This window comes from Limnohabitans sp. 63ED37-2 (assembly GCF_001412535.1).
In the GTDB taxonomy this organism is placed as follows: domain Bacteria; phylum Pseudomonadota; class Gammaproteobacteria; order Burkholderiales; family Burkholderiaceae_C; genus Limnohabitans_A.
Window position 1 is genome coordinate 621,799 of sequence record NZ_CP011774.1, and the last position, 24,638, is coordinate 646,436.

The following is a 24,638-nucleotide window of genomic DNA, read 5'->3' on the forward strand; positions in this document are numbered from 1 at the left end:
AGCCATTTGAATCAGCAAAATAGTGATCTTTATGCCATAGACTTCAAACCACGCACCGGCTTGCCGCTCACGCAGCGGGCTGACCCGGTGGTTTGAATCTGTAAATCAAGAATTGAAAGGTCTTCATGGAAACCGTCGCTCCCCTTTGGTTATGGGCCACCTTTGTGGCCATCGTGCTGGTGTCGCTGTTCGTCGATTTTGTGGTGCTCAAAAAGCAGGGCGCTCACGACATCGGCGTCAAGGAAGCCCTCAACTGGTCGATTATCTGGATCGCCCTGAGCTTTCTGTTCAATGGCCTGTTCTGGTGGGCCATCAAAGACACCACGGGTTCGATCGAGCTCGCGAACACCAAGTCGCTCGAGTTCTTGACCGGTTACCTGATCGAGAAATCACTCGCGGTGGACAACATCTTTGTCTTCCTGATGATCTTCACGTACTTTGCAGTGCCAACGCAGTTCCAAAAGCGTGTGCTCATGATCGGCATCATCGGTGCGATTGTGCTGCGCACCGTGATGATTTTGGTCGGTGGGTGGTTGCTGGCCGAGTTCCACTGGGTGCTGTATGTGTTCGGCGCTTTCCTGATCCTCACCGGTGTGAAGATGTGGTGGGCTGCTGGCAAGGAGCCTGATCTGGAAGACAACCCGGCGCTCAAGCTGCTGCGCAAGGTCTTGCCCGTCAGCAAAAACTACGACGGTGAAAACTTCTGGACGGTTGAAAACGGCAAGAAGATCGCCACCCCGCTGTTCATGGTCATTTGCTTGATCGCCTTGACCGACGTGATCTTTGCGGTGGATTCCATCCCGGCGATTTTTGCGATTACCTCAGACCCCTTCATTGTGCTGACCAGCAATGTGTTTGCGATCTTGGGTTTGCGTGCCATGTACTTCCTGCTGGCCGCAGTGGCCAACAAGTTCCACTTGCTCAACTACGGCCTGGCTGTGATCCTGGTGTTCATCGGCACGAAGATGTGCTTGATCGATGTGTTCAAGATTCCAGTGGGTATCTCGTTGGGTGTGGTGGTTGGCATCTTGGCCGTGACCATGCTGCTGAGTGTGCGCTCTGCCAAAGCCTGACGCGCTGCGCTCTTGAAGAAGCCCCCCGGGTCACAAGCCCTGGGGGCTTTTTCACATTTGCAGCGGCTGTCTCAAGTGCTCGTATCGCTGGCCTGCAAGAGCCTCTGCACCAACGGGTGTTGAACTTTCTTTTCGGTGCCGATGGCAAAGAAGTTTTCCTTGACCCCTTCGCAAGGGCCCAGACGCTGCACATCGTAGTGCGCCAGCAACTCGTCGTGCACCCATTCCGCGGCGGGGAAAACGCCCATGCCGCTTTCTCCAAAGGTTTTGAGCAAGGCACTGTCTTCGAATTCGCCCACGATGCGCGGGCGGATGCCATGCTGTTCAAACCAGTTGTCCAATCGGGCCCGCACCGCGGTGTGTCCGGTGGGCAGCAGCACAGGCACATCGGCCAGGCTGGCCGGAAATTTCTTTTTGGCTGATTTGACCAAAGCGGCTGTGCCATACCAAGACACGGGTGAGGTGCCCAGAGCATGGTTGTAGAGCTTGATGTTGGCGTTGCCTGGTGCGGGCCGGTCCGACAGCACCACGTCCAGGCGGTGCAGGGCCAAGTCACCCAACAGTTCGTCAAATTCGCCTTCGTGGCAAAGCAAGCGCAAATGGGGCTCACCCATGACCGGTTGCATCAGGCGGCGCACCACCAGTTTGGGCAGGCCGTCCGAAATGCCTGCGGCCAGCCGCACGGTGGGTGAACTCACCGCATCCCGGACCATCGCAGGCAGGTTTTCGCCCAACTGAAAAATTTGGTCCGCTTGTTGCATGGCGGCCAGCCCTGCATCGGTCAGCACCAGGCCACGACCGGCCGGTTTGAGCAGGGCGTAGCCCAAAGAGCGCTCGAGCTCCCGCACTTGGGCACTCACGGTTTGCACCGCCATGTCGAGCTTGTCTGCCGCCCGGGTGATGCCGCCTTCCTTGGCCACAACCCAGAAGTAATACAGGTGCTTGTAGTTGAAGGTGGTTCGCATGTTGAGTATTTCCAAGAGGGTGGATGGCCCATTATCTTGTTTTTCAGGATGAAAAGCGTGAGCCAAAAGCTGTCCTCACAAGCCCTGTGAAGTCAATAACCTTGGCGATTTCCACCCACTGATTCGCATGAGGCAAGGGTCGTGCGCGAGGCCTGTCCGACAGGTCTGTCGTGAGAGGTCTGTCGCAAGGTCTGTCGCATAGAAGCCAGCGGACTTGTGAGGGGGCGGTTAGATTGAGGATCAGCACAAAGAATGGCACACCATGAACCTCCTGATTGCACTGCGCCCGGGCTTGCCCATCTTGATCGGCGCTGCGCTGATGCTGTCGGTCAGCATGGGCTTGCGGCAAAGCCTGGGCGTGTTCATGCCAGCCCTGACCCAGGACATCGGCATTTCGGTGTCCCAGTTCACGCTGGCCATTGCGGTGCAAAACCTGGCCTGGGGTTTTCTGCAGCCTTTTGCAGGGGCTTTGGCCGTGCGCATCGGTTATCGGCCGCTCATGATGACCGGTGCCGTTTTGTACCTGGGGGGCATGACGATGTTGTGCCTGGCTCAGGGCTTGCTGGGCGTGATTCTGGGCGCAGGGTTGGCCATTGGCGCGGCGATGGCCTGCAACGGATCGGCCATTGCCATGGCGGTGGCTTCGCGGCCTGTGTCGCCTGCCTTGCGCAGCACGGTGCTGGGCATCGTGTCCGCCGCAGGATCTTTGGGGGCCTTGATGGCGGCGCCCATCGGCCAGCTGCTGTCACAGGCGCATGGTTGGCGAGTGGGGGTAGGCGGTTTTGTCATCATGGCCCTGATCATCTTGCCCGCCGCTTGGTATGCCGGGCGGGTGGATGCCCTGCCGGTGCCGCCCTCACCACTGGGCGAAAAAGACAAAGCGGTCGACATGGCGCGGTGGGCCTTGAAGCATCCGCCCTTTGCGGTGATGACCGTGGCTTATTTTGTCTGTGGCATGCAACTGGTTTTTTTGACCACGCATTTGCCCTCCTACCTGGATTTGTGCGGCATGGACCCAATGCTCAGCGCCCAAGCGCTGGGCATGATTGGGGGCTTCAATGTGCTGGGCAGCTTGTTTTTTGGCTGGGCGGGTGGGCGTTACAACAAGCTCTTGTTGCTGGGCGGTATTTATGTGCTGCGCTCCTTCGGTTTGGCCTGGTATTTCCTGTCGGTGCCAACGCCTGAAAACACGCTGGTGTTCGCCGCCATCATGGGCTTTTTGTGGCTAGGAGTAGCCCCCCTTGTGACGGGCTATATCGGTGAAACCTTTGGACTGCGTTGGCAAGCCATGCTCGGCGGCATCGCCTTCATGAGCCACCAGCTGGGCAGTTTCATGGGGGCTTTGGGCGGCGGCCTGGTGTTCGATGCCATGGGCTCGTACAACCGGGCTGTGCAAGTGGGGGTGTTGGTGGGGCTGTTGGCGGGCATGCTGCAAATGGCTTTCGCGCTGCGTGCCGAGTTGCCACCTGGCCAGCCTAGACCGGCCTGACACCAAGCCCGCGCCACGTCCTAAACACCCAATTGTTTCGCCGCCAGCTCTTTCATGATCTCTTCGGCCCCACCCCCGATCATCATCACCTTGACCTCGCGGTAAACCCGCTCGGTCACGGTGCCACGCATGAAGCCCATGCCGCCCAGCATCTGCACGGCGGCATCGGCGCAAAACTGCATGGTTTGGGTGGCGTGGTTTTTGAGCAGGCACACCTGTGCCACCCACTCGGCACCGGTCTGGCCCGCATCGGCTTGCTGCGTCACAGCATCCACCCAGGCTTGGGTGGACAAGATGCGCATCTGCATGTCCATCAGTTTGTGGCGAATCACTTGCCGCTCGATCAGGGCCGCACCAAAAGTCTGGCGTTGGCGGCTCCAAGCCAGCGCTTCGTCATAACAGGCCTGCGCAAAGCCCAGCGCCATGGCCGACATGGCCAGGCGCTCGCCATTGAAGTTGCCCATGATCATCTTGAAGCCTGCACCTTCCTCGCCCAGTCGGTAGCGCTGGGGCACCCGCACACCATCAAAGTGCAGCTGCGCCGTGTCGGAGCTGTGCCAGCCCATCTTGTGCAGCCGTGTGCGCGTGATACCCGGTGTGTCCCCCGGCACCACCACCATCGAGATGCCACTGGCACCCTTGCTGGCGGGGTTGGTGCGCACCGCCAGCGTGATCCAATCGGCACGCAGGCCCGAGGTGATGAAGGTCTTTTCGCCGTTGATCACATAGTCCGCCCCATCTGCGCGGGCCGTGGTCCGCAGGCTGGCCACGTCCGAGCCGCCGCCGGGCTCGGTGATGGCCAGCGCAGCGATGCGCTCACCTCGCAGCACGGGTGGTACCACTTCGGCCTGCAGCTCCGCGCTTCCGTGTGCCAAGACCGGCGGTAGGCCGATGTTGAGCGAGAACAGACTGGCCATCACACCGCCGCTGCCACCGTAACGCGCCAGCGTTTGTGAAAGCATGTTGCGTGCACGCCAAGGCGCGGGTGTGCCGCCCAAGTGCTCAGGGTAGCCCAGGCCCAGCAGGCCCAGCTGCGCGGCCTGGGTGTACAGCGAACGGTCAAACTGACCGGATTCTTCCCAAGTGGCCACATGGGGCGCAATGGCTTGTTTGGCAAAACGCTCGACCGTGGTGTGCAGTCTTTGCAGGTCTTCGCTTGTGAAATCTGCGGTGTTCATGTGGCCTCCTGCCATTGCACCAGCACCTGACCGGGGCCCACTTGCTGGCCTGCCGACACGGGCACGCTGTGCACCACGGCGTCGCGTGCTGCGGTCAGGGTGTGTTCGAGTTTCATGGATTCAATGACCAGCAGCGCGTCACCTTGTTTGACGCTGTCCCCCTCACGCACATGCAGCGCGATCAGCTTGCCATTGAAGGGCGCACGCAGCAAGGTGGCCGTTTGTGCGTTGGGACCGCTGGCCGGGGCGCTGTGGCTTTGGTCGCTCAGCCACAGCTCCGCGTGGTGTGGGCCTTGTACTTGCACATGCCACTGTGCTGCAGTGCCGCCTGTGTGGGCTGCCTGCACTTGCCAATGCACACTGTTCAGGGTGATCCGCAGCGCGTGGTGGGCTGCGCCACTTTGGTCTGTGGTTGGGGCATGTTGGATCTGCACTGTGTGTGTGTCATCGCCTTGGTGCACCCGCACTTGGCCTTGTCCCAATTCATGCACTACCGCTTGCCAAGCGTTGGCCTGGCCCGCAAAGCCCATGCGCACCGGACGCGCAAAGGGGCTGGCCATGTGCTGCGCGGGCGGGTGTTGGGCATACAGCACCGCGAGCGCGGCCACGGTGTTTGCATCGGCGCTGGTTTGCAAGCGCTCGCGCACGGTGTCGGCCTGCTCGGCCAGGAAAGGAATCAAGGCATCCCCTGCGCGGAACACCGGGTGCTGCAAACACGCGGCCAAAAAAGCGCGGTTGGTGGGCAGGCCCAGCAGTGTGGTGTGCTGCAGGCCTGCGCTCAGGCGCTCAATGGCTTCAAGGCGGGTGGGCGCATGTGCGATCAGTTTGCCCAGCATCGAATCGTAATGCGGTGTGACCACGGCCTCTGCATGTAGCGCATGGTCAAAGCGCAAACCTGCGGGCTCGGCAAAGGCCAACACCGTGCCAGTCTGCGGCGTGAAGTGTTCGTCTTCGGCGCACAGGCGCACCTCGATGGCGTGGCCTTGCAATTGAATATCGGCTTGTGTGAGCGGCAGCGCTTCGCCGCGTGCGATGCGCAGTTGCCATTCCACCAAATCAAGGCCGGTGAGCATCTCGGTCACCGGGTGTTCCACCTGCAAGCGGGTGTTCATCTCCATCAAATAGAAAGGCTTGTCGCTTTGCGCCTCATCCAGCAAAAACTCCACCGTGCCCGCGCCCACATAGCCCGCCGATTGCGCAAGCGCAATGGCCGCTTGCCCGAGTTGCGCGCGCAGTGCGGGCGTCACAGCCGGGCTGGGCGATTCTTCGATGATCTTTTGGTGACGACGCTGCACCGAGCAGTCGCGCTCACCCAGGTGGATGCAGTGGCCGTGGCTGTCAGCCATGACTTGCACCTCGATGTGACGTGGGCGCAGCAAGGCACGCTCCATCAACAAGTCGCCGTTGCCAAAACCAGCCAGCGCTTCCGAGCGGGCGCTGTGCAGCGCGGGCAGCAACTGCGCCATGTCGGTCACCAAGCGCATGCCGCGCCCGCCGCCCCCGGCCACGGCTTTCACCATCAGCGGCAAGCCCAGCTGCTGCGCTTGTGCCATGAAGGTGGCATCGCTTTGGTCTGCGCCAAAGTAACCGGGCAGACAAGGCACGCCATGTTTTTGGGCCAACGCTTTGGCAGCCGATTTGCTGCCCAGCGCTCGTATGGCCTCGGGTGGAGGCCCGACCCAGGTCAGGCCCGCGTCGATCACGGCCTGGGCGAACTCGGCGTTCTCGCTCAAAAAACCATAACCGGGGTGCACCGCATCGGCACCCGTGTCGCGCGCCGCTTGCAGCAGCTTGTCGATGCGCAAATACGATTCAGACGACAGCGTGCCGCCCAAGGCGACGGCGGTGTCGGCTTCGTGCACATGCAGGGCGCCCTGGTCAGCGTCTGAATACACCGCCACCGTTGAGATGCCCATGCGCTTTGCGGTGCGGATCACGCGGCGGGCAATCTCGCCCCGGTTGGCGATCAGCAGGCGAGAGACCTGGTGGTTCATGCCGTGTCCTTGTCAGAAAGTGTCCAGGGTGCGGGTTGTTTGCGTGCAAAAGCGGCCAGTCCTTGGGCGGCCTCGGCACTGCGCAAACCACTGGCAAAGGCCTGCGCCGCCGCATCGCGCATGTCGGGCACCGGGCCGCGCACGCTGCGCAGCAGTTGTTTGGTGCTGGCCACTGCGCCGGGGGCTGCACGCATCAGGCGCGTGAGTGTTTTTCCCCACGCAGCATCGCTGTCCACATCGATGAGCTCGTTCACCAAGCCCACTTGCTGCGCTTGGGCAGCGGTGTAGCTCAGGCCTTGCAGCAAGCACTGGCGTGCCGCGCTCTCGCCTAAGCGTTGCCATACAAAAGGTGCAATCTGCGCAGGTGGCAAGCCCAGCGTGACTTCGGGCGTGCCCAGCACCGAACGGGCTGTGGCCACCACATGGTCGGCGCAACACACCAGGCCAAAGCCACCGCCCATGGCCGCACCATCAACCCGGCACACCAGCAACTGGGGCAGGGCGCTCAGCGCGTGCAGCAGGTCGCCAAAGCCCCGGTTCATGGCCAGCAGCGGGTCGGTTTGCCCTTCTTGCAAGGGCTGGCCAATCAGGCTGGCAAAGCCGCCCAAACTGCCACCCGCACAAAAGGCACCGCCTGCGCCAGTCAACACCACGATGCGCAGCGAGTCATCTTGTGCAGCCCGCGTGCAGGCTTGCAGCAAGCCGTCCACGATGGCATCGCTCAGCGCGTTGCGTGTGGCCGGGTCGTTCAGTGTCCAGGTCTCGACCGCGCCTTGGCGCGTGATCAGCAAAGTGTTGCTCACAGACGTGCTCATTTTTGGGGCCGTTTGGCAATGCCCATCATCTTGGACAAGATGCCCAGCATCACCTCGTCCGCGCCACCACCTATCGAGGCCAAGCGTCCATCGCGGTACATGCGCGAAACCTTGTTCTCCCAAGTGAAGCCCATGCCGCCCCAGAACTGTAGGCAGGTGTCCGGCACGGTGCGGTTTAGACGCCCGGCTTTGAGTTTGGCCATGGTGGCCCATTCGGTCACGTCTTCGCCCGCGATGTAGTGCTCGCAGGCCTGGTAGGTCAGGGCGCGCAGGCATTCCACATCTGCCTTGAGTTCGGCGAGCTTGAACTGCACCCACTGCTGGTCGGCCAGTGTGCTGCCAAACAGCTTGCGCTCTTGTGCCCACTCCACCGTCCACTGGATGCAGTTGGTCAGCGACTGCAGCGTGCTGGCCGCGCACCACAGGCGTTCTTCTTGGAACTGCTGCATCTGGTAGATGAAGCCCTGGCCCTCGGCCCCGATGCGGTAGCGCTGGGGCACGCGCACTTCGTCAAAATAAATCAAGCCTGTGTCGCTGCTGTTCATGCCGATTTTTTTGATCTTCTTGCCCACCTCGATGCCGGGCAGCAACTTGCCGTTCTCGCGCATGGGCACCATGACGAGACTCTTGTTTTTATGGATCGGGCCTTCCCCCGTGTTGACCAGCATGCACATCCAGTCGGCCTGCAGGCTGTTGGTGATCCACATTTTTTGCCCGCTGATCACGTAGTCGTCACCGTCCTTGCGGGCCACGGTTTTGATGCCCGCCACATCGCTGCCCGCACCCGGCTCGCTCACGCCAATACAACCCACCATGTCGCCCGCAATGGCCGGGGCCAGAAACTGCGCACGCAATTCGTCGCTGCCAAAACGCGCCAGCGCAGGCGTGGCCATGTCGGTTTGCACACCAATGGCCATGGGAATGCCGCCGCAGTCAATGTGGCCCAGCGCCTCGGCCATGGCCATGCCGTACGAATAGTCGAGGCCCGCACCCCCAAAGGCCTCGGGCTTGGTCAGGCCCAAGAGGCCCAGATCGCCCATCTTCTTGAAGACCTCGTGGGCCGGAAAAATCTCGGCCGCTTCCCACTCGTCCACATGCGGGTTGATCTCGGCTTCGATGAAACGCTTGAGCGTGTTCTGGATTTCGCGGTGCTCGTGGGTGTATTGCATGGTGTGTCTCCGTGGGGTGGGTTCAGGGCTGCAGATCAAAGCGGCCGACGGGGTGAGAGTGCCCATTGAGGGCGATCTCCACCGTGTGGCGGCCCGGGTGGTGAGTGCGGGTGCTCATTTGGCGCAGCGACAGGGTTTTTTCGATCACCACACTGCTGTGGGCCTCGACCTGCACCGTGCTGCCTTTGAACACCTTAGGGCTGAGCGTGCCGTTGGCCTTGACATAAAACACCCGCCAATCGGCCAGTGCGCGGGCCGTTTGTGCGCTGTGGTTGTGCAACTGGCAGCGCACGGTCACGCTCTCGCCAATGCGGGCGTTGGACGGGCTAATGCTTGCGCTTTGAATTTGCAAAGGGCTCACTTGCCCATGCCCAAACAAGGCCAGGGCCTGCGCATCGCCCCGTTTGATGGCGGTGCGCAGCGCATGGCGCAGCAAGCTTTGCCGCGTTGCGGGCACCGGCGCATCGTCCAGCCATTGGCGGGCCAGGCCGGTGAGCAGTTCCGGGTGGTCTTTGCCGATGTCGTTCAGGTGGTTGGCCACCGAGCGGCGCACATAGGACGAGGGGTCGTCGCGCAAGCGGGCCAGCAAGGGCAGAACGGGCGAAGGGTCACGCACAAAATCGGGCAAACGCGCAGCCCAAGGCAGGCGCGGGCGTGTGGCTTCGCTCACGGCGCGGCGCACATGCGCGTTGTCGTCTTGCGCCCACAACGCCAGGTGGGCCAAAGTGGCCTGGGTGTGTTGCTGCAAAAACGGACGCAGACTGAATTCGGCGGTGAAGCGCTGGGTCAGGGCGTGTTGGGTGTGCAGCGCCTCGGGCAGATGCTGCAGGCCATGGGTGGCGATGTACATGCTGTGCGGCAGGTAAAAGAAGCTGCTCGGCACATCATCACTGGCGGTGGGCTCGCCGTGTTTGTCCAGCCCCATGGGGCGGCCCAAGGCACTCACCAACACAGGGGCGGCCTGTGCAAAGTCAGGCGGCAAAAATTGTGCCATTACTTGGGCCAGGCGGCGGCCTCGGTCCATCAGGCCCAAGGCCTCAAAGTCGGCCCCCATGGCCTTTTGCCATTGGCCCCGGTGCACCGTGGCCCCTGCTGCAGCCAGCTGCTCACCCAACTGGTGGGCAGCGTCCAGCGAGAGCATGTGTTTCAAATCGGTGACCATGTTTGGGCCTTCACATGCGGGCCACGCCAAAGGTCGAGGCACGGGGCTGGCGGGCTGCACTTTCAGCGCAGGTGTCGAGGCAAAAGCTCAGCACACTGCGTGTGTCACGCGGGTCGATCACGCCGTCGTCCAGCACCAGGCCGCTGGTGTAGAAGGCATCGGCCTGCGCTTCAAACAGGGCCACGATCTTGTCAAACTGGGCTTGCATTTTTTCGGGGTCGGGCGTGATGCCTTTGCGGGTCATGCCCGCCTCGGCCACGATCTGCATGGTGCGTGCGGCTTGCTCGCCACCCATCACGGCGGTTTTGGCCCCCGGCCAGCTGAACAAAAAGCGCGGTGCGTAGCCCCGCCCGCACATGCCGTAGTTGCCTGCGCCAAACGAGGCCCCGCATTGGATGGTGATCTGCGGAACGGTGGCACTGGTCACGGCCTGGATCATCTTGGAGCCGTGTTTGATCATGCCGCCTTGCTCGCTGTCTTTGCCCACCATGTAGCCGGTGGTGTTTTGCAAATAAATGATGGGGTGGCCCAGCTGACACATCCACTGGATGAAGTGTGTGGCCTTGTTGGCCCCGGCCACGTCAATCGGCCCGTTGTTGCTGATGATGCCGACAGCATGCCCGCCGATGCGTGCCTGTGCACACACCGTGGCCGCGCCAAACAGCGGTTTGAATTCCAGAAAATCCGAATCGTCCACCAAGCGCAAGATGACTTCGCGCATGTCGATCGGTTCGCGGTGGTGGGCGGGCATCAGGCCCAGCAGTTCTTCGGCATCCCAGCGCGGAGGCTTGGCTTGTCTTTGTGTGGAGTGCGCAGCCCAGTCCCAACGCGCCACCACATCGCGTGCCGTGCCCAGCGCGTGGCGGTCGTCTTCACACAGGTACTCACCCAGGCCTGACACGCTGGTGTGCATCTCTGCCCCGCCCAGTTCTTCTTCCGTGGCCACTTCGCCGGTGGCGGCTTTGAGCAAAGGCGGCCCCGCCAAAAAGGCCCGCGACCTGCCGCGCACCATGATGACGGTGTCACTCAGCCCCGGCATGTAAGCACCGCCTGCCGTGCCCGATCCGTGTTGCACTGTGAGCACTGGCAAGCCCGCTGCCGACAGGCGCGCTAGGTTGCGGAACAGGCTGCCGCCCAGCACAAAACCTTCGACCTTGTACTGCATCAAATTGGCCCCAGCGCTTTCGACCAGGTGCACAAAGGGCAGTTTGTTTTCGAGCGCCAACTCTTGCACCCGCAAAATCTTTTCCAAGCCTCGGGCCTGAATCGCCCCGGCTTCGATGCCCGAGTCGCTGGCCACCACCATGCAGCGCACGCCGTTGATGAAACCGATGCCCGCGATCATGCCGCCACCGGGCACCGACTTGGCCGGGTCCGGTGTGTCTTGCATGAAGCCCGCCAGCGCGCACAGCGGCAAGAAGGGCGCACCCGGGTCCAGCAGCAAGGCCACACGCTCACGCGGCAGCAACTGCCCGCGTTTGTCGAACACGGGTTTGGACTGGGCGGAAGCTTGCGCTGCCCGATCTTGCAAGGCTTGCCACTGCGCCAAGCGGGCGAGTGCCGCTTGGCGCCGCTGCTGTGCCACAGGGCTGTGCGGGTTCCAGGTGGATTCAAACATCATTGGAATACCTTGGGGGTGACGGCGCGGTGAAAGCCGTCAAAGGCTTTGACGGCGTCGCGTGTTTGCACATCAGGCTTGGCCACACCTTGTTGCCAGCCCATCCGCATTTGTGGGCGGGCACCGTCCACACGCAGCACGGTGCCGCTGATGAAGCTGGCGGCGGGAGAGAGCAAGAACACAATCGCCGCCGAGGTTTCGGCCTCGGTGCCAAAACGGCCTTGTGGCACCGTGTTGCGCATCTCGCGGAGCATCGGTCCGGCCTCGGGCGGGTAGTGGTCCATGCCACTGCTGGCGATGTAGCCGGGCGCCACGGCATTCACGCGCACACCCTGTGCGGCCCATTCCAATGCAGCCGTTTCGGTGAAGCTGACCATGCCTGCTCGCGCTGCGCCGCTGTGGCCCATGCCCGGCATGGAGCCCCACATGTCGGCCACGATGTTGACCACCGCGCCGCCGTGCTGTTGCATGCTTTGGTTGAAGCACTCCCGTGCCACCAAAAAGCCACCGGTGAGGTTGGTGTCGATGACGGCTTGCCAGCCTTTGGCGCTGGTCTTGGCCAGGGGCGAGATGTATTGCCCGCCCGCGTTGTTGACCAGGCCGTGGATGCGCCCGTGCTGCTGAACCACTTGCGCGACCATGGCCTTCACATCGTCCTCGCGCCGAATGTCACAGCTGTGCCAACTCGCTTGGCCGCCGTCACCCACGATCTCTTGTGCGGTGTTGGCGAGTTTTTTGGGGTTGCGGCCCACCATAACGACGTGTGCGCCCAAGCTCGCCAGTTCGTGTGCGGTGCAGCGGCCAATGCCCGAGCCGCCGCCGGTGATCATGATCACCTGCCCCACCAGCAAGCCGGGGGTGAAGACCGATTGGTAAGTGCTGGCAGGCGATGTGCTCATGGGGTGTCTTTTAAAAAAAGTTGCAAGGCGGTTTCGGTCAACTCGGCCAGCGTGGCGCGTTTGGCCACCTTGTTTTTGCGGGCAGGTTCGTACCACTGCACCGACCAGTTGAGCGCACCAAAAATCATCAAGCGTGCCAACCCCACAGGCGCTTGCAGTTGGCCTGTCTCATGCAGGGCTTGCAGCACCGGCATCCAGGCGGCCTCGTAGTCGTCTTTGAGTTCGGTGATCGCTTTGCGCTGCGCGGGTGCGAGTGATCGCCACTCGTAGAGCATCACCGGAATGAAGTCACTGTCGGGGCCCAGCAGCACATCGAAGTGGTGGCGGATCAGTTGGCGCAGGCGCTCGCGGGCGCTGTCGGCCGTGGTGTTTGTGCAAGCCGCGTGTTGCCGCGCAATAGCCTGCTTCATGCCCTCGACCATCACAGCCAGCAAGAGGTCTTGTTTGTTGCCAAAGTGGTAGAAGGGCGAGCCCGACTGCATGCCCACAAGTGCTGCGATCTCGCGGGTGCTGGTGGCGTCGTAACCCTGCCGCTTGAACAGCTGCGCCGCCGCCGAGATCAGCGCCTGGCGGCGGTTGCCATCGTCCCGTTCGCCCTCGGTCTTTTTGGGGCGACCGCGTGCGCGTTTGGGCTCGGCCAGCGTGGTCATCTGACTAAACCTTCGCGACGAGGGCGTCGCTCCCACAAGGAGTAAGAAATGGCGGGCATTCAACGCCCCGCCAAACCCATGCTGCGCGAAATCACTTCTTTCATAATCTCGTTGGTGCCGCCGTAAATGCGTTGCACACGCGCATCGGCATAGGCGCGGGTGATGGGGTATTCCCACATGTAGCCGTAGCCTCCATGCAGCTGCACACACTCGTCCATCACCTTGCATTGCAGGTCCGAGCACCAGTACTTGGCCATGCTGGCGGTCGCCGTGTCGAGCTTGTCTTGCAGCAACAGTTCGCTGCATTTGTCCACAAACACACGCGCCACTTGCACCTCGGTCTGCAACTCGGCCAGGGTGTAGCGGGTGTTTTGGTAGTTGCCCACGGCCTGGCCAAACACCTTGCGGTCTTTCACATACTGCACCGTCCAGTCGATGGCCGCTTGGGCAGCCGCGATGCCGCCAATGGCAATCTGCAGGCGCTCCCAAGGCAGCTGCTCCATCAGGCAAATGAAGCCCTTGCCCTGCATGGCCGCGCCGCCCAGCAGCTGGTCGGCGCTGACCTTGACGTTGTCAAAAAACAGCTCCGAGGTGTCTTGCGCTTTCAGGCCCAGCTTCTTCAAGCGCTTGCCCTTTTCAAAGCCGGGCATGCCGCGTTCAATGAGGAATAGGCTGGTGCCCTTGGCCCCGGCGGCCGGGTCGGTCTTGGCTACCAAGATCACCAAGTCGGCGTGCCAGCCGTTGGTGATGAAGGTCTTGCTGCCGTTGATCAAATAGGTGCCGTCGGGCTGCAAGAGGGCCGTGGTTTTCACGCCCTGCAGGTCCGAGCCTGCAGCGGGTTCGCTCATGGCAATCGCGCCCACCATCTCGCCGCTGGCCAGCTTGGGCAGGTACTTTTGCTTTTGTGCCTCGGTGCCGTAATGCAGGATGTAGGGCGCGACGATCTCGCTGTGCAGGCCGTAACCAATGCCGCTGAAACCAGCGCGTGCGAGTTCCTCCATCTGCACCACCGAATACAGCTTGTCGGCATCCGAGCCGCCATAGGCCTCGGGCAGGGTCATGCACAAAAAGCCGTTTTCACCGGCCTTGTCCCACACGGCGCGGTCCACGAAGCCCTGCTCTTCCCAGGCGTCGTGGTGGGGGGCGATTTCTTTGTCCATGAAGCGGCGAAAACTGTCACGGAAGGCTTCGTGGTCGGCGGAAAAAAGGGTGCGTTCGATCATGGCTGTCACCTGTTGGACTGAAGATGGAAGATTTATACAAAGCGTTTGCTTGGTAAAAGTCTATACTGTTTAGAAACCACCACAACACAGGGCAAACCCCCTGATGACCCCCAGGAGACAGCATGAGCGAAGCATTTGTTTATGACGCCATACGCACACCGCGTGGCAAAGGCAAAAAAGACGGCAGCCTGCACGAGGTCAAGCCGATCAGTCTCTTGAGCGGCGTGCTGCGCGAGCTGCAAAGCCGCAACCAGTTCGACACCGCTGCGGTGGACGACGTGGTCATGGGCGTGGTCTCGCCCATTGGCGAGCAGGGCTCGGTCATCCCTAAAGTGGCGGCCTTGGCCGCAGGCTGGGACTGGCGCTGCTCGGGCGTGCAGCTCAACCGTTTTTGCGCCTCGGGCCTGGAAGCGGTCAACATGGCCGCCATGAAGGTGCGCAGCGGCTGGGAAGAACTGGTAGTCGCTGGTGGCGTTGAAAGCATGAGCCGCGTGCCGATTGGTGCGGACGGCGGCGCTTGGGCGCAAGACCCTGAGACCAACAGCGCCACGCTGTTTGTGCCACAAGGCATTGGCGCCGACCTGATCGCCACCATGAGTGGCTTCAGCCGTCACGATGTCGATGCCTTTGCGGTTGAGTCGCAAAAGCGCGCCACGGCCGCGCGTGCGGCGGGCTACTTCGATGGCTCGGTCGTGCCGGTCAAAGACAAGCTGGGCCAGATCATCCTGGCGCAAGACGAATTCATCAAGCCCAGCACCACGGTGGAAACACTGGGTGGCCTGAAAGCCTCGTTTGAACAACTCGGCGGCATGGGCTTTGACGCCGTGGCCTTGCAGCGCTACCCACAGGTCGAACGCATCCACCATGTGCACCATGCGGGCAACTCCTCCGGCATCGTGGACGGTGCGGCGGCGGTGCTGATCGGCTCGGAAGCCGCAGGCAAAACACACGGCCTCACGCCGCGTGCCCGCATCGTGTCGGTGGCCTTGTCCGGCGCTGACCCGACCATCATGCTCACAGGCCCCATGCCCGCCGCACGCAAGGCGCTGGCCAAGGCGGGCCTCACGATTGACCAGATCGATTTGTTCGAAGTGAACGAAGCCTTTGCCGCCGTGCCCATGAAGTTCATGCAAGAGATGGGCGTGTCGCACGACAAGGTCAACGTGAACGGTGGCGCGATCGCCATGGGCCACCCGCTGGGGGCCACGGGCGCGATGATTTTGGGCATCCTGATCGACGAGCTGCACCGCCGCCAACTGCGCTACGGCTTGGCCACTTTGTGTGTGGGCGGCGGCATGGGCATTGCCACCATCGTTGAACGCGTTTGACCGGGGAGACAGAATCATGATTTTGAAAACATTGCGCTACGAACTGGCGGACGGCCTCGCCACCATCACCTTTGACGAGCAGGGCTCGCCGGTCAACACCATGTGCCTGCAATGGCAGGACGACCTGGCCCAGGCGGCCGAGCAGGTGGCCAAAGACAAGGCGGCATTGAAAGGCGTCATCCTGGCCTCTGCCAAGTCAACCTTTTTTGCGGGGGCCGACCTCAAGGGCGTGATGCGCTCCAAAGCCTCAGACGGCCCGCGTGTCTTTGCCGACATCGAAGGCATCAAGAAAGCTTTTCGCACCATCGAGACGCTGGGCGTGCCCGTGGTCAGCTGCCTCAATGGCTCGGCCCTCGGTGGCGGCTGGGAAGTGGCGCTGATCGGCCACCACCGGATCGCCACCGCCAACCCCAAAACACAGTTCGGTTTGCCCGAAGTCACGCTGGGCTTGATTCCTGGTGGCGGCGGCATCACCAAAATGACCCGCCAGTTGGGCCTGCTGGCCGCGCAGCCCTATGTGCTGGAGAGCAAACTCTTTGGCCCCGAAGAGGCGCAAAAGCTGGGCCTGGTGCACGAGATCGTGGCCAGCGACGACCAGCTGCGCCCCCGCGCTCTGGCGCACATTGCGGCAAGCCAAGGCCAGCCCGAAGCGGCCCAACACCCGTGGGACCGCAAGGACTACAAAATGCCCGGCGGCACGCCGAGCAACCCCAAGATCGCGGGCATGTTGAGTGTGGCCCCTGCCGTGCTCAAGCAAAAAACACGCGGCCTGTACCCCGCGCCCGAAGCGGCGCTGGCCGCCATGGTCGAAGGCGCGATGGTGGACTTTGACACCGCCATGCGCATCGAAAGCCGTTACCTCGCTGGCTTGATGACCAGCCAGGTGGCGCGCAACATGATCAACACCTTCTTCTTCAACATGAACAGCATCAAGGGCGGCCAAAGCCGCCCCAAGGCTGCACCGCGCTACAAGCCCCAAAAAGTGGGCATCTTGGGCGCAGGCATGATGGGCTCGGGCATTGCGCATTCACAAGCCAGCCGGGGCATCGCCACAGTGCTCAAAGACGTGAGCTTGGAAGCCGCTGAAAAAGGCAAGGCCTACAGCCACAAGCTCACGCAAAAACGCGTGGACAAAGGCCGCATGACTGCAGACAAACAAGCGGCCTTGTTGTCACTCATCCAGCCCACGGCCAGCGCCGCTGATCTCAAGGGCTGCGACCTGATCATCGAAGCCGTGTTTGAAAACCGCGAACTCAAGGCCCGTGTCACGCAAGAGGCCGAGCCCATGCTGGCCGAAGGCGGCTTCTTTGCCAGCAACACCTCCACCTTGCCCATCAGCGGCCTGGCCACGGCCAGCGCCAACGCGAACAAATTCGTCGGCATCCACTTCTTCAGCCCCGTCGACAAGATGCAGCTGGTGGAGATCATTCGCGGCGCACAGACCGACGACGAGACGATTGCCCGCGCATACGACTACGTGCAGGCGCTGGGCAAGCTGCCCATCGTGGTGAACGACTCGCGTGGCTTTTACACCAGCCGCACCTTCGGCACCTTTGTGATGGAAGGCGCGGCCATGCTGGGCGAGGGCATCCCCGCCCCCGTGATCGAAAACCTGGCCATGCAAGTCGGCATGCCGGTTGGGCCACTGGCCGTGCTGGACGAAACGGCGCTGTCTTTGTCGGTGCATGTGCTGGACCAAACCCGCGAAGACTTCTCCAAGGAAGGCAAAACCTACACCGCCACGCCCGGCGAACTGCTGGTCGAGCGCATGGTCAAAGAACTCAAGCGCCCCGGCCGCGCCGCAGGCGGTGGTTTTTACGACTACCCCGCTGGCCAGAAAAAAGTGCTGTGGCCTGAACTGAAAACCCGCTTTGAAAAAGCTGACGTGGCCTATAGCCAGCAAGACATCAAAGACCGCCTGCTGTACCGCCAAGCGGTAGAAACCGCCCGCTGCCTGCAAGAAGGCGTGCTGACCTCGGTGCACGACGGCAACATCGGCTCGATTTTTGGCATCGGCTTTCCGGCCTGGACGGGTGGGGCGCTGCAATTCATCTATGGCCAAGGTGTGGATGCGTTTGCCAAGCGTTGCGCTGAACTGGCGGCGTTGTATGGGGCGGGTTTTGCGCTGACGGCGGAAGTCATTGCGAGCTTGAAGCAGCATCAGCCGGTGTATTGAGGCAAAGCCCGGAAGGGCTTGCAAGTCAAAACGCAGCATCCGGGAGACTGGGGCTGCGTTTTTTAATTTTGCACACGCCACAACCGGCTCGCCTCAGGCGTGTTGAGAAGGCTTCAGGGCAGTTGAGTTTTTTATTGAAAAATTAACCTGCGCTGGGTTTGTTGGGCAATGGTGGAGGGGCTGGCCAAGGAGATGGTGTTGGAACTTGACCTTTTCTACCGTCATTAATCATTTTTCAATCCCCTAAATTTAAGTAATGCTTTTTGACATTCATTTTGAAGCGTTTGATCGTCCGAAGGTAATTCTGTAGCCTTCTTTGATATTTCCACCGTTTGGTTTTTTAGTTCTTTGAATTTTTTCTCAGAAAAACCATTGCTTTCTAAGGTTCTCCAGATAGCTTCAAATTCAATCTCAAGTTGGTGCCATTGAGATCCAATGTCGTGCATCTTGTGCGTGTCACGCGTGTAATTTAGAAAAGGTTGAATGGTTGCAAGTGACGCGGTTAGAAACGATAAGATTTTCCATATCCAGAGCTGGGCTAAATCTCCAAGAAGGGCGAGTAAAGCTGAGGAAGACAGAATCGCTAGCAAGATTTGTAGCTTGCGTTCACGGTTGGAAAATTGTGTGGCTTTAGCATGCCAATACCGTTTTTGATATTCGGAATCAAGCCATGCCTCCCATACGGAGTCTCTTTCGGATTTCGTAAACATTGTTTAAGTGTTGTTTGGGATCTGACGGAACTTTAGAAGTGAGTTAAAGATGTTTGTCTTGATACAAATACCTCTGCATCCCCACAAACGCCTGCCTCACCTGCACCGCATCCCCCAATTCCGCCATCGCGTCATTCAGCGCGTTGTAGCGCAGCTTCAGCAGTGGGGTGAGTTTGTCGGCGTCGAGTTGGTCTACGCCTTGTGTCACGTATTGGTCGAGTACAAAGGCTAAAAACGCTTGTTGCTTTTGGCCGTAGGTCACCGCGTTGTGGGCCTTGGCGCGTTCCGCACGGGTAGCGCGGGTTTCGGTGGGCAGGGCAAAGGCCACGTAGGCCAGCACGTCGAAGAGGTCGCTTTTTTCGGCTTCGATGATGCGTTGCATCTCGCGCAGCGGGTCGCGGCCAAAGCCTTTGTCGGCCAGGCCGCCCAGCAGCGCTTTGCGCGTGGTCGGGTCGGCCCACAGGGTGCGCAGTTCGTCTTCGTTCTTGAAGAACTCGGGCAGGGCGCCGAACAGGCTTTCCAAAAACTGCGCGGGTGACAGTGGCTTGCCGTCTGGCCCCCAGTAGCTGGTGGAGGTGATGTGCTGGATAGTGCGGGTTTTGCCGTCGGCCAGTTTGACCACCAGCTTGGCCGGGCGCTCTTCGCCTGGCATGCTCACCTTGGGTGGATCGGTCGGATCTTGTGGTTGCCAGCTTGGGGGTAAAGGCTTTTCTGTGGGTGGCTCGGGCTCCACAGGTTCGCCGTCCCATTCTGGGTCGCTGAACAGGTGGTGCGCCTTCACAAAGTCGTAGATCGTGAAGTAGTCCTTGCCGTCATACAAGCGCGTGCCGCGGCCAATGATTTGCTTGAACTCGATCATCGAATTCACAGGCCGCATCAGCACGATGTTGCGCACGTTGCGGGCGTCCACGCCTGTGGAGAGTTTTTGCGACGTGGTCAGGATGGTGGGCAGCGTTTTTTCGTTGTCCTGAAACTGGCTCAGGTGCTGCTCGCCCAGCTTGCCGTCGTCGGCGGTCACGCGGACGCAATAGTCGGGCGCGGGGCTGGTCTTGATCTGGTTGATCAAGTCGCGCACCAGCAGGGCGTGCTGCTGTGTGGCGCAAAACACGATGGTTTTTTCGCGCTGGTCAATGCTGTCCATGAACAGCTTGACGCGGTAGGCTTCGCGCTCTTTGATCTCGATGCTGCGGTTGAAGTCTTTTTCTTCGTAGCGCTTGCCCTGCTGCACTTCGCCGTCCAGCACCATGTCGTCGGCGGTGTAGACGTAATCGTCCAGCGTGGTCACGATTTGCTTGACGCGAAACGGCGTCAAAAAGCCATCGTTGATGCCGTCCTTGAGCGAGTAGGTGTAAACCGGGTCACCAAAATAGCCATAGGTGTCTGCGTTGATCGTGCGCTTGGGGGTGGCCGTCAGGCCCAGCTGCACGGCGGGGCTGAAGTACTCCAAAATCGCCCGCCAGCTGCCTTCGTCGTTGGCGCCGCCCCGGTGGCACTCGTCGATGATGATGAAGTCAAAAAAGTCTGGCGGGTATTCGCCAAAGTAGGGCGTATCGCCCGGACCACTCATGAAGGTCTGGAAGATCGTGAAGAACACGCTGCCGTTCTTGGGTACGCGGCCTTTCTTCTTGATGTCGCCGGGGTCGATGCGCACCACCGCATCTTCGGGGAAGGGCGAGAACGCGGTGAATGCCTGATCGGCCAGGATGTTGCGGTCCGCCAAAAACAAAATGCGCGGGCGGCGGCTGGGCTCTGTGCCGTCTTTCCAATCCTTGAGATTCCAGCGGCTGTGAAACAGCTTCCACGCCAGCTGAAACGCGATGAAGGTTTTGCCTGTGCCGGTGGCGAGCGTTAGCAACACACGGTCGTTGCCTTGGGCTACCGATTCGAGCACGCGGTTAATGGCGGCCTCTTGGTAATAGCGGCCTGTCCATGTGCCGCCTTTGTCCTCTAGCGGCACGGCTGCGAAGTGTTTGCGCCACGCGGCGGCTTGTGCCTCGCTTTCGCCAAAGGCCAGCTCCCACAGCTCGTCGGGTGTGGGGTAGCAGGCCACTTCACCCTCGGCACCCGTGTGCATGTCGATGCTGTAAATGCCTTGGCCGTTGGTGGCGAACGCGCGCCGAATCGCCAGCTTGGCCGCATAGCTCTTGGCTTGGCCCACGCCCTCGGTCAGCGGCTTGGCCCAAGCCTTGGCCTCGACCACGGCCAGCTTGGTGTTGCGGTAGACCAGCACGTAGTCGGCAATGTCGGCCCGCGCCCGCTTGCCCGCGCCTTGCAGGCGGCCCGCCGTGATGTTGTGCTCCCGCAAGATCCGGCTGCCATCCACCTGGCCCCAGCCTGCGGCGGCCAGGGCCGGGTCGATGTGTTCGGCGCGGGTTTCGGCTTCGTTCATGGCTGCAGGCCTCGGGTGAGCAGTTTGGCGTTGGTCACCTGCTGTTTGACGGGGGCATCTGGCTCACTGGCCAGGCGCTGAAAAGAACGCAGCATCAAAATGTCCAATCAGCGGAATGCGAGGGCTTTGGACGATCTCTTGGGCAAAGCTTTCACGGTCTAGTACCTGTTTTCTGAATGCTTCTATCGTACACGCAGTGGCGTGCACCTTTCGGCCCAACTGGCGACCTGCAGGCCTGAGTGCGGCGTTGGCCTTGAGTTCAGAAGCCGTGCCCAGAATCAGCACGTCGACATCGCTGCTGGCTGTGGCTTGGCCCCTGGCCACCGAGCCAAACACCAAGGCCACTTCGATCCCATCCAGCTTCTCAAGGGTTTCGTGCAGCGTGCGTACCAGCGCGCTGTCTTGCTGCATGAGGGTCACCAGCGGTGCCAACTGAGGGTCTGTGCTGGCGTAATAGCGGGGCAGGCCATCCTGCTGGCGGCGCTGCACCAGGCCAGCCACGGACCAGCGCTTGAGCAAGCGGGCCGTGTTGCCGGGATCGATGCCCGAGGCTGCGGCCAGTTCACGCGGACCAAATCCCCGACCCGGTTCGGTAAACAGGGCTTGCAGCACTTTGAATCGGGCCTGACCGCCAAAAACCTCGATGAGCTGGGCTTCGTTCATGGTTTGATGTTGAATTGACAACGATGTTGTCGAATATACATCAATGTAGTCAGATTAACAACAGGAGGCTTGTTTTTGGCTTTATGGCAACCGACGACGGACACGGGTTTCAAAATACCTGCTGAGATTGCCTGAGGTAGTCCAAAAAGTTCAAGTGAGCCACCTGCACGCCGGGCAGGTCACACACGGCAGGGATTTTCCGCTTGGTCGGTTCGTTCTGTTTGCCGAACTGGCGCTTTTCATCGGTCACCAAGGTGGTCCCGTGGTACTGCGCGGAGGCAATGATCAGGATGTCGTTTTCGTCAACGCCCTTGGGGTGGTACTTGTCGTTCTGGATGCCCACTTCATCCTTGATTTGCTTGGCGGCCTGTAGAACCGCATTGCCCATGGGCAAGCGACGAATGTTCTGGGACTTGAGCCATGTGGCGCAATCGGGGGATTTGTGGCCCACCTCTTCAAGGGCGACCGTAGGAATCGACAGCCTCTGGGCCTGTATTTGACCTGCCAGCCAGTCCCACAAGCCGGGAAACTGGGTGAATGGGTAGTTGTCCCACGCGTGGAGGATGGATGAGGCGTCAAGGGTGTGCACAGAACCGCTCCAGCGCGTGCACATCTGCAATCTTCAAACCGTCCAGGTAGCCACTGGCTTTGGACAGCGTGATGTGCTGCGCGCTGAGGGAGTCAAGCACTGTGCGCACATACCGATCACCAAACATGTGTCTGGGCTCGCGATACCGGTATGCGCGCGACCCACCCTGATCTTCATTGTTATAGGTTCTGTCCGATACCAACTCGCGGTAAGCCATATAGACAGCCAGGGGCAGTCGCCCCACGTCCATGAGCCTGCGCAAGATGACTTCGGTGCTCGCGCCCCATTTCAAATGGTGGGGTCGGAGCCATTCGTCCAGCATGGCCGCCTCTGCCGGGCGGCTCATGTCGTCGATTTGCTTGAGAAATGCGTCTGGCACCAAAACCAGACCGGCAAACTGGTTCGCTTCACGTTCGCGGCCTTGGGTACTGCGCAAGTCGGATTCTTCGTCGATCCAGCTGGTCTTGTGCAGTAGCACATGGGCCAGCTCGTGCATGAGCGTGAAGCTTTGAGTGGCTTCGCTGGCCATCTTTTTGACGACGATGACCGGACATTGCTCGTCGTACAGAGCAAAGCCAGCAATTGGGCTTTCCTTGGCGATCTGCCATTTGCCGTTGTAGCCGTTGGTGCGAAACACCAGAATGCCTTTGGCCTCGACCGCTGTGCGGTAAGACTCGAAATCGTTTTTGTCGCCCAAGCCTAGCCATTGGCGAACACGGCGGGCGGCAGTGGCCACATCGCGGCTGGGCAGGTCGGGGGCTTCAAAGGACGTCCAAGCATCGCTGTCCAGCTCATCCTGCAGACTCAGGAAAATCTGGCGTTGTTTTTCAACGCGTTCGATCAGGTTCTTGAGTCGCGGGGAGAGTTCAGGGTTTTGGCTGGCCAGAGTACGAAACTGGGGCGTGTGAACCTGCGGTGCCTCTACCGGCTCCGCTTCCAGAAAAAAGAGCACGCCACGACCAAAGAAATCGGCCACGCTGCGCAGTTGGTTGAAGGTCAATCCTTCGCCATCGTGCATCACAGCAGACATGCGATCCGCCGATATGCCTACCTCGGCCGCAAGCGCCTCTGGCGTGATGCCATGATCGGCACAACACCAGGCAATGCGGGCGGGGTTGATCGACTGAATGCGGTCCATGGGTTTCATTTTATAGAACTACTTGACCCTGACCTTTCAGGGAAAACCTGTGGACTTGGTGATGCGAATAGGCTTCGCGAGAACTACCGAGTAATTCTCGGCAGTTCAGGTGCATGCAATGTGCAGTTTTTGCACATTCGATAGATTTCGCAGCAAGCTGCTCAGATTGTGAACTGCGAAGGATTTCTTAGTGCTTGCCCCGCCGTCAATATTGACGGGTCAAAGCTGCCCGCTGAAGGCTTGGTGCAGCAGGAATTTTTTGAGGTCGTCGAGGGCGGTCAGTTTGTTTTCGTATGCCGCTGTCAGCTGCTTAGTTTCTTCTTCCAATGCACTCAGGCGCTGAACGATGACTTCTTGATCTTGTGGGGCAGGGACAGGCAAGGTCAACTGCCTTAAATCGCGGATGTTGATTTGTTGCAATGCAGTGCCATAGGTCTTGGCTTGAATTTGTAATTGGGCGGGCTCAGATCGCAGCAGGTAGTAACCAAACCGCTGTGAAAGTTTTGCTGGGTCAAAACGGATGGGTACGATGCCGCGTGTCACGTTCGCTCCGGCCAATTCGCTGTGTGCGAGTGCTACGGTGCCGGTCGTGCCGCGTACGCACAGCAGAATGTCATTGCCTTTGAGCGTGGTTCGGGCATAAGAATTGGCCAAAGAGGGATCTATTCTTTTCAGTCCATCCAACATGACCACATCGGTGGTCATGTCCACGGGCCGCACGATGTGCAGGCCGTTAGCCATTTCATCACCAGGTTGAACGATGCCGTAAGACAAGCTGCAATCGGGCTCGACCAGCTCTTCAAGAGTGATCTCTTGACTGGTATTCGCGTAGTGCGCGAGCACGCTGCCGCTTATTCGTGTGAACAGCTCGCGGGCGTTTTGGAGGTTCTTTTCGGCGTTAGCTTTGGCGGTGGCGATGTCGGCAAAGGCTTCGTCGAGGATGGTGACGATGCGGCGTTGCTCGTCTAAAGGGGGAAGTGGAACTGGAACTTGGCGTAGATCGCTCAAATTTATGACTTGCTGTACAGACCCGCCAGTGAACTTACCAAGCCCAGCGATGCCATCTGGAGAGCGCAGGAAATAGCTCACAAAATGTGCATCAACGATATCTTGCAATCGAATTAGACCAACCTGACGTGCAATGTTTGCCCCAGCCAAGGTTTGCGTAGCCACAGCTACCTGTCCCGGTTGTCCAACAAGGGAAATCAGCAATTCACCGCCGCTCAGTAACGTACGTTTGTATTGTTGGGAAACAGTCGTCGTTATGGTTCGAAGTTGATCTATACGAACAAGTCCATCAGTAATATCACCGCCCCTTACAAAAGGCACTTCGCCTTCATCGCCCGGTTTCACAACACCGTAAGTGATTGGCGAATCATGAGTCACTAGAGAATCAAGGAGCCTAGACTG

At 60.3% G+C, this 24,638-nt stretch carries 20 protein-coding genes; 4 read left to right on the forward strand and 16 right to left on the reverse strand.

The window, feature by feature from the left end:
- Positions 1-125: 125 nt before the first annotated feature.
- Complete coding sequence (locus L63ED372_RS02965; protein ID WP_062403112.1) at positions 126-1,073, forward strand: TerC family protein; 948 nt, start codon at positions 126-128, stop codon at positions 1,071-1,073.
- 71 nt (positions 1,074-1,144) lie between these two features.
- Here L63ED372_RS02965 and L63ED372_RS02970 read toward each other — a convergent pair whose 3' ends face one another.
- A complete protein-coding gene (locus tag L63ED372_RS02970; RefSeq protein ID WP_062403115.1) occupies positions 1,145-2,038 on the reverse strand; it encodes a LysR family transcriptional regulator in 894 nt (297 codons plus the stop codon).
- A gap of 262 nt (positions 2,039-2,300) precedes the next feature.
- Between L63ED372_RS02970 and L63ED372_RS02975 the strand changes: the two genes are divergently transcribed.
- The gene (locus tag L63ED372_RS02975; RefSeq protein ID WP_062403118.1) at positions 2,301-3,527 is read left to right on the forward strand and encodes an MFS transporter; all 1,227 of its coding nucleotides are present in this window, start codon (positions 2,301-2,303) and stop codon (positions 3,525-3,527) included.
- Between the two features lie 20 nt (positions 3,528-3,547).
- Here L63ED372_RS02975 and L63ED372_RS02980 read toward each other — a convergent pair whose 3' ends face one another.
- Genes L63ED372_RS02980 through L63ED372_RS03020 form a run of 9 tightly spaced genes read right to left on the reverse strand, consistent with a single transcriptional unit; the run spans position 3,548 to position 14,235 of the window.
- Entirely contained in the window at positions 3,548-4,705 is a 1,158-nt protein-coding gene (locus L63ED372_RS02980; RefSeq protein ID WP_062403121.1) for an acyl-CoA dehydrogenase family protein, read from the reverse strand.
- The gene (locus L63ED372_RS02985) at positions 4,702-6,699 is read right to left on the reverse strand and encodes an ATP-binding protein (protein WP_062403124.1); all 1,998 of its coding nucleotides are present in this window, start codon (positions 6,697-6,699) and stop codon (positions 4,702-4,704) included. Before L63ED372_RS02985 ends, L63ED372_RS02980 begins: the two co-directional genes overlap by 4 nt.
- Positions 6,696-7,502: an enoyl-CoA hydratase/isomerase family protein gene (locus L63ED372_RS02990; protein WP_231624545.1), complete on the reverse strand. Its 807-nt coding sequence runs from the start codon at positions 7,500-7,502 to the stop codon at positions 6,696-6,698. Before L63ED372_RS02990 ends, L63ED372_RS02985 begins: the two co-directional genes overlap by 4 nt.
- Before the next feature lie 8 nt (positions 7,503-7,510).
- Positions 7,511-8,683, reverse strand: a complete 1,173-nt coding sequence (locus L63ED372_RS02995) for an acyl-CoA dehydrogenase family protein (RefSeq protein WP_062403129.1) — start codon at positions 8,681-8,683, stop codon at positions 7,511-7,513.
- 22 nt (positions 8,684-8,705) lie between these two features.
- Entirely contained in the window at positions 8,706-9,845 is a 1,140-nt protein-coding gene (locus tag L63ED372_RS03000; protein ID WP_062403132.1) for a DNA alkylation repair protein, read from the reverse strand.
- 10 nt (positions 9,846-9,855) lie between these two features.
- Positions 9,856-11,466, reverse strand: coding sequence for an acyl-CoA carboxylase subunit beta (locus L63ED372_RS03005; protein WP_062403135.1), 1,611 nt, complete (start codon positions 11,464-11,466; stop codon positions 9,856-9,858).
- Positions 11,463-12,362 (reverse strand): SDR family oxidoreductase, encoded by a 900-nt coding sequence (locus L63ED372_RS03010; protein ID WP_062403138.1) that lies wholly within the window; start codon positions 12,360-12,362, stop codon positions 11,463-11,465. Before L63ED372_RS03010 ends, L63ED372_RS03005 begins: the two co-directional genes overlap by 4 nt.
- Positions 12,359-13,012, reverse strand: coding sequence for a TetR/AcrR family transcriptional regulator (locus tag L63ED372_RS03015; protein WP_062403141.1), 654 nt, complete (start codon positions 13,010-13,012; stop codon positions 12,359-12,361). The genes L63ED372_RS03010 and L63ED372_RS03015 overlap by 4 nt, the downstream gene beginning before the upstream one ends.
- A 59-nt stretch (positions 13,013-13,071) precedes the next feature.
- On the reverse strand, positions 13,072-14,235 hold the full coding sequence (locus tag L63ED372_RS03020) for an acyl-CoA dehydrogenase family protein (RefSeq protein WP_062403144.1): 1,164 nt from the start codon (positions 14,233-14,235) through the stop codon (positions 13,072-13,074).
- A 122-nt stretch (positions 14,236-14,357) separates the two neighbouring features.
- Between L63ED372_RS03020 and L63ED372_RS03025 the strand changes: the two genes are divergently transcribed.
- Positions 14,358-15,563, forward strand: a complete 1,206-nt coding sequence (locus L63ED372_RS03025) for an acetyl-CoA C-acetyltransferase (RefSeq protein ID WP_062403147.1) — start codon at positions 14,358-14,360, stop codon at positions 15,561-15,563.
- Between the two features lie 22 nt (positions 15,564-15,585).
- The gene (locus tag L63ED372_RS03030) at positions 15,586-17,739 is read left to right on the forward strand and encodes a 3-hydroxyacyl-CoA dehydrogenase NAD-binding domain-containing protein (RefSeq protein ID WP_062407559.1); all 2,154 of its coding nucleotides are present in this window, start codon (positions 15,586-15,588) and stop codon (positions 17,737-17,739) included.
- A 224-nt stretch (positions 17,740-17,963) separates the two neighbouring features.
- On the opposite strand, the gene L63ED372_RS16335 is transcribed toward L63ED372_RS03030, so the two are convergent.
- The 6 genes from L63ED372_RS16335 to L63ED372_RS03055 all read right to left on the reverse strand — a co-directional run bounded on the left by L63ED372_RS16335 (position 17,964) and on the right by L63ED372_RS03055 (position 24,614).
- Positions 17,964-18,449, reverse strand: a complete 486-nt coding sequence (locus L63ED372_RS16335; protein ID WP_156343539.1) for a hypothetical protein — start codon at positions 18,447-18,449, stop codon at positions 17,964-17,966.
- Between the two features lie 43 nt (positions 18,450-18,492).
- Positions 18,493-20,838 carry an EcoAI/FtnUII family type I restriction enzme subunit R gene (gene hsdR, locus L63ED372_RS03035; protein WP_062403150.1) on the reverse strand — a complete coding sequence of 782 codons (2,346 nt, stop codon included), beginning with the start codon at positions 20,836-20,838 and terminating at the stop codon, positions 18,493-18,495.
- Positions 20,839-20,901: 63 nt separating this feature from the next.
- Positions 20,902-21,501: a nucleotidyltransferase domain-containing protein gene (locus L63ED372_RS03040; RefSeq protein ID WP_062403153.1), complete on the reverse strand. Its 600-nt coding sequence runs from the start codon at positions 21,499-21,501 to the stop codon at positions 20,902-20,904.
- 109 nt (positions 21,502-21,610) lie between these two features.
- Complete coding sequence (locus L63ED372_RS03045) at positions 21,611-22,090, reverse strand: DUF4411 family protein (RefSeq protein WP_156343540.1); 480 nt, start codon at positions 22,088-22,090, stop codon at positions 21,611-21,613.
- Entirely contained in the window at positions 22,077-23,228 is a 1,152-nt protein-coding gene (locus tag L63ED372_RS03050; RefSeq protein WP_062407562.1) for an ImmA/IrrE family metallo-endopeptidase, read from the reverse strand. Before L63ED372_RS03050 ends, L63ED372_RS03045 begins: the two co-directional genes overlap by 14 nt.
- A gap of 219 nt (positions 23,229-23,447) precedes the next feature.
- Positions 23,448-24,614, reverse strand: coding sequence for a restriction endonuclease subunit S (locus L63ED372_RS03055; protein WP_197275311.1), 1,167 nt, complete (start codon positions 24,612-24,614; stop codon positions 23,448-23,450).
- Positions 24,615-24,638 lie beyond the last annotated feature (24 nt).

Excerpts from the sequence above, each read along its gene's own strand:
- L63ED372_RS02970 (WP_062403115.1), bottom strand. The coding sequence starts at position 2,038 with ATGCGAACCACCTTCAACTACAAGCACCTGTATTACTTCTGGGTTGTG.
- L63ED372_RS03000 (WP_062403132.1), bottom strand. The coding sequence starts at position 9,845 with ATGGTCACCGATTTGAAACACATGCTCTCGCTGGACGCTGCCCACCAG.
- L63ED372_RS03050 (WP_062407562.1), bottom strand. The coding sequence starts at position 23,228 with ATGGACCGCATTCAGTCGATCAACCCCGCCCGCATTGCCTGGTGTTGT.
- L63ED372_RS02965 (WP_062403112.1), top strand. The coding sequence starts at position 126 with ATGGAAACCGTCGCTCCCCTTTGGTTATGGGCCACCTTTGTGGCCATC.
- L63ED372_RS03040 (WP_062403153.1), bottom strand. The coding sequence starts at position 21,501 with ATGAACGAAGCCCAGCTCATCGAGGTTTTTGGCGGTCAGGCCCGATTC.
- L63ED372_RS02980 (WP_062403121.1), bottom strand. The coding sequence starts at position 4,705 with ATGAACACCGCAGATTTCACAAGCGAAGACCTGCAAAGACTGCACACC.
- L63ED372_RS03025 (WP_062403147.1), top strand. The coding sequence starts at position 14,358 with ATGAGCGAAGCATTTGTTTATGACGCCATACGCACACCGCGTGGCAAA.
- L63ED372_RS03010 (WP_062403138.1), bottom strand. The coding sequence starts at position 12,362 with ATGAGCACATCGCCTGCCAGCACTTACCAATCGGTCTTCACCCCCGGC.
- L63ED372_RS02995 (WP_062403129.1), bottom strand. The coding sequence starts at position 8,683 with ATGCAATACACCCACGAGCACCGCGAAATCCAGAACACGCTCAAGCGT.
- L63ED372_RS03015 (WP_062403141.1), bottom strand. The coding sequence starts at position 13,012 with ATGACCACGCTGGCCGAGCCCAAACGCGCACGCGGTCGCCCCAAAAAG.
- L63ED372_RS03020 (WP_062403144.1), bottom strand. The coding sequence starts at position 14,235 with ATGATCGAACGCACCCTTTTTTCCGCCGACCACGAAGCCTTCCGTGAC.
- L63ED372_RS16335 (WP_156343539.1), bottom strand. The coding sequence starts at position 18,449 with ATGTTTACGAAATCCGAAAGAGACTCCGTATGGGAGGCATGGCTTGAT.
- L63ED372_RS03005 (WP_062403135.1), bottom strand. The coding sequence starts at position 11,466 with ATGATGTTTGAATCCACCTGGAACCCGCACAGCCCTGTGGCACAGCAG.
- hsdR (WP_062403150.1), bottom strand. The coding sequence starts at position 20,838 with ATGAACGAAGCCGAAACCCGCGCCGAACACATCGACCCGGCCCTGGCC.
- L63ED372_RS02975 (WP_062403118.1), top strand. The coding sequence starts at position 2,301 with ATGAACCTCCTGATTGCACTGCGCCCGGGCTTGCCCATCTTGATCGGC.
- L63ED372_RS02985 (WP_062403124.1), bottom strand. The coding sequence starts at position 6,699 with ATGAACCACCAGGTCTCTCGCCTGCTGATCGCCAACCGGGGCGAGATT.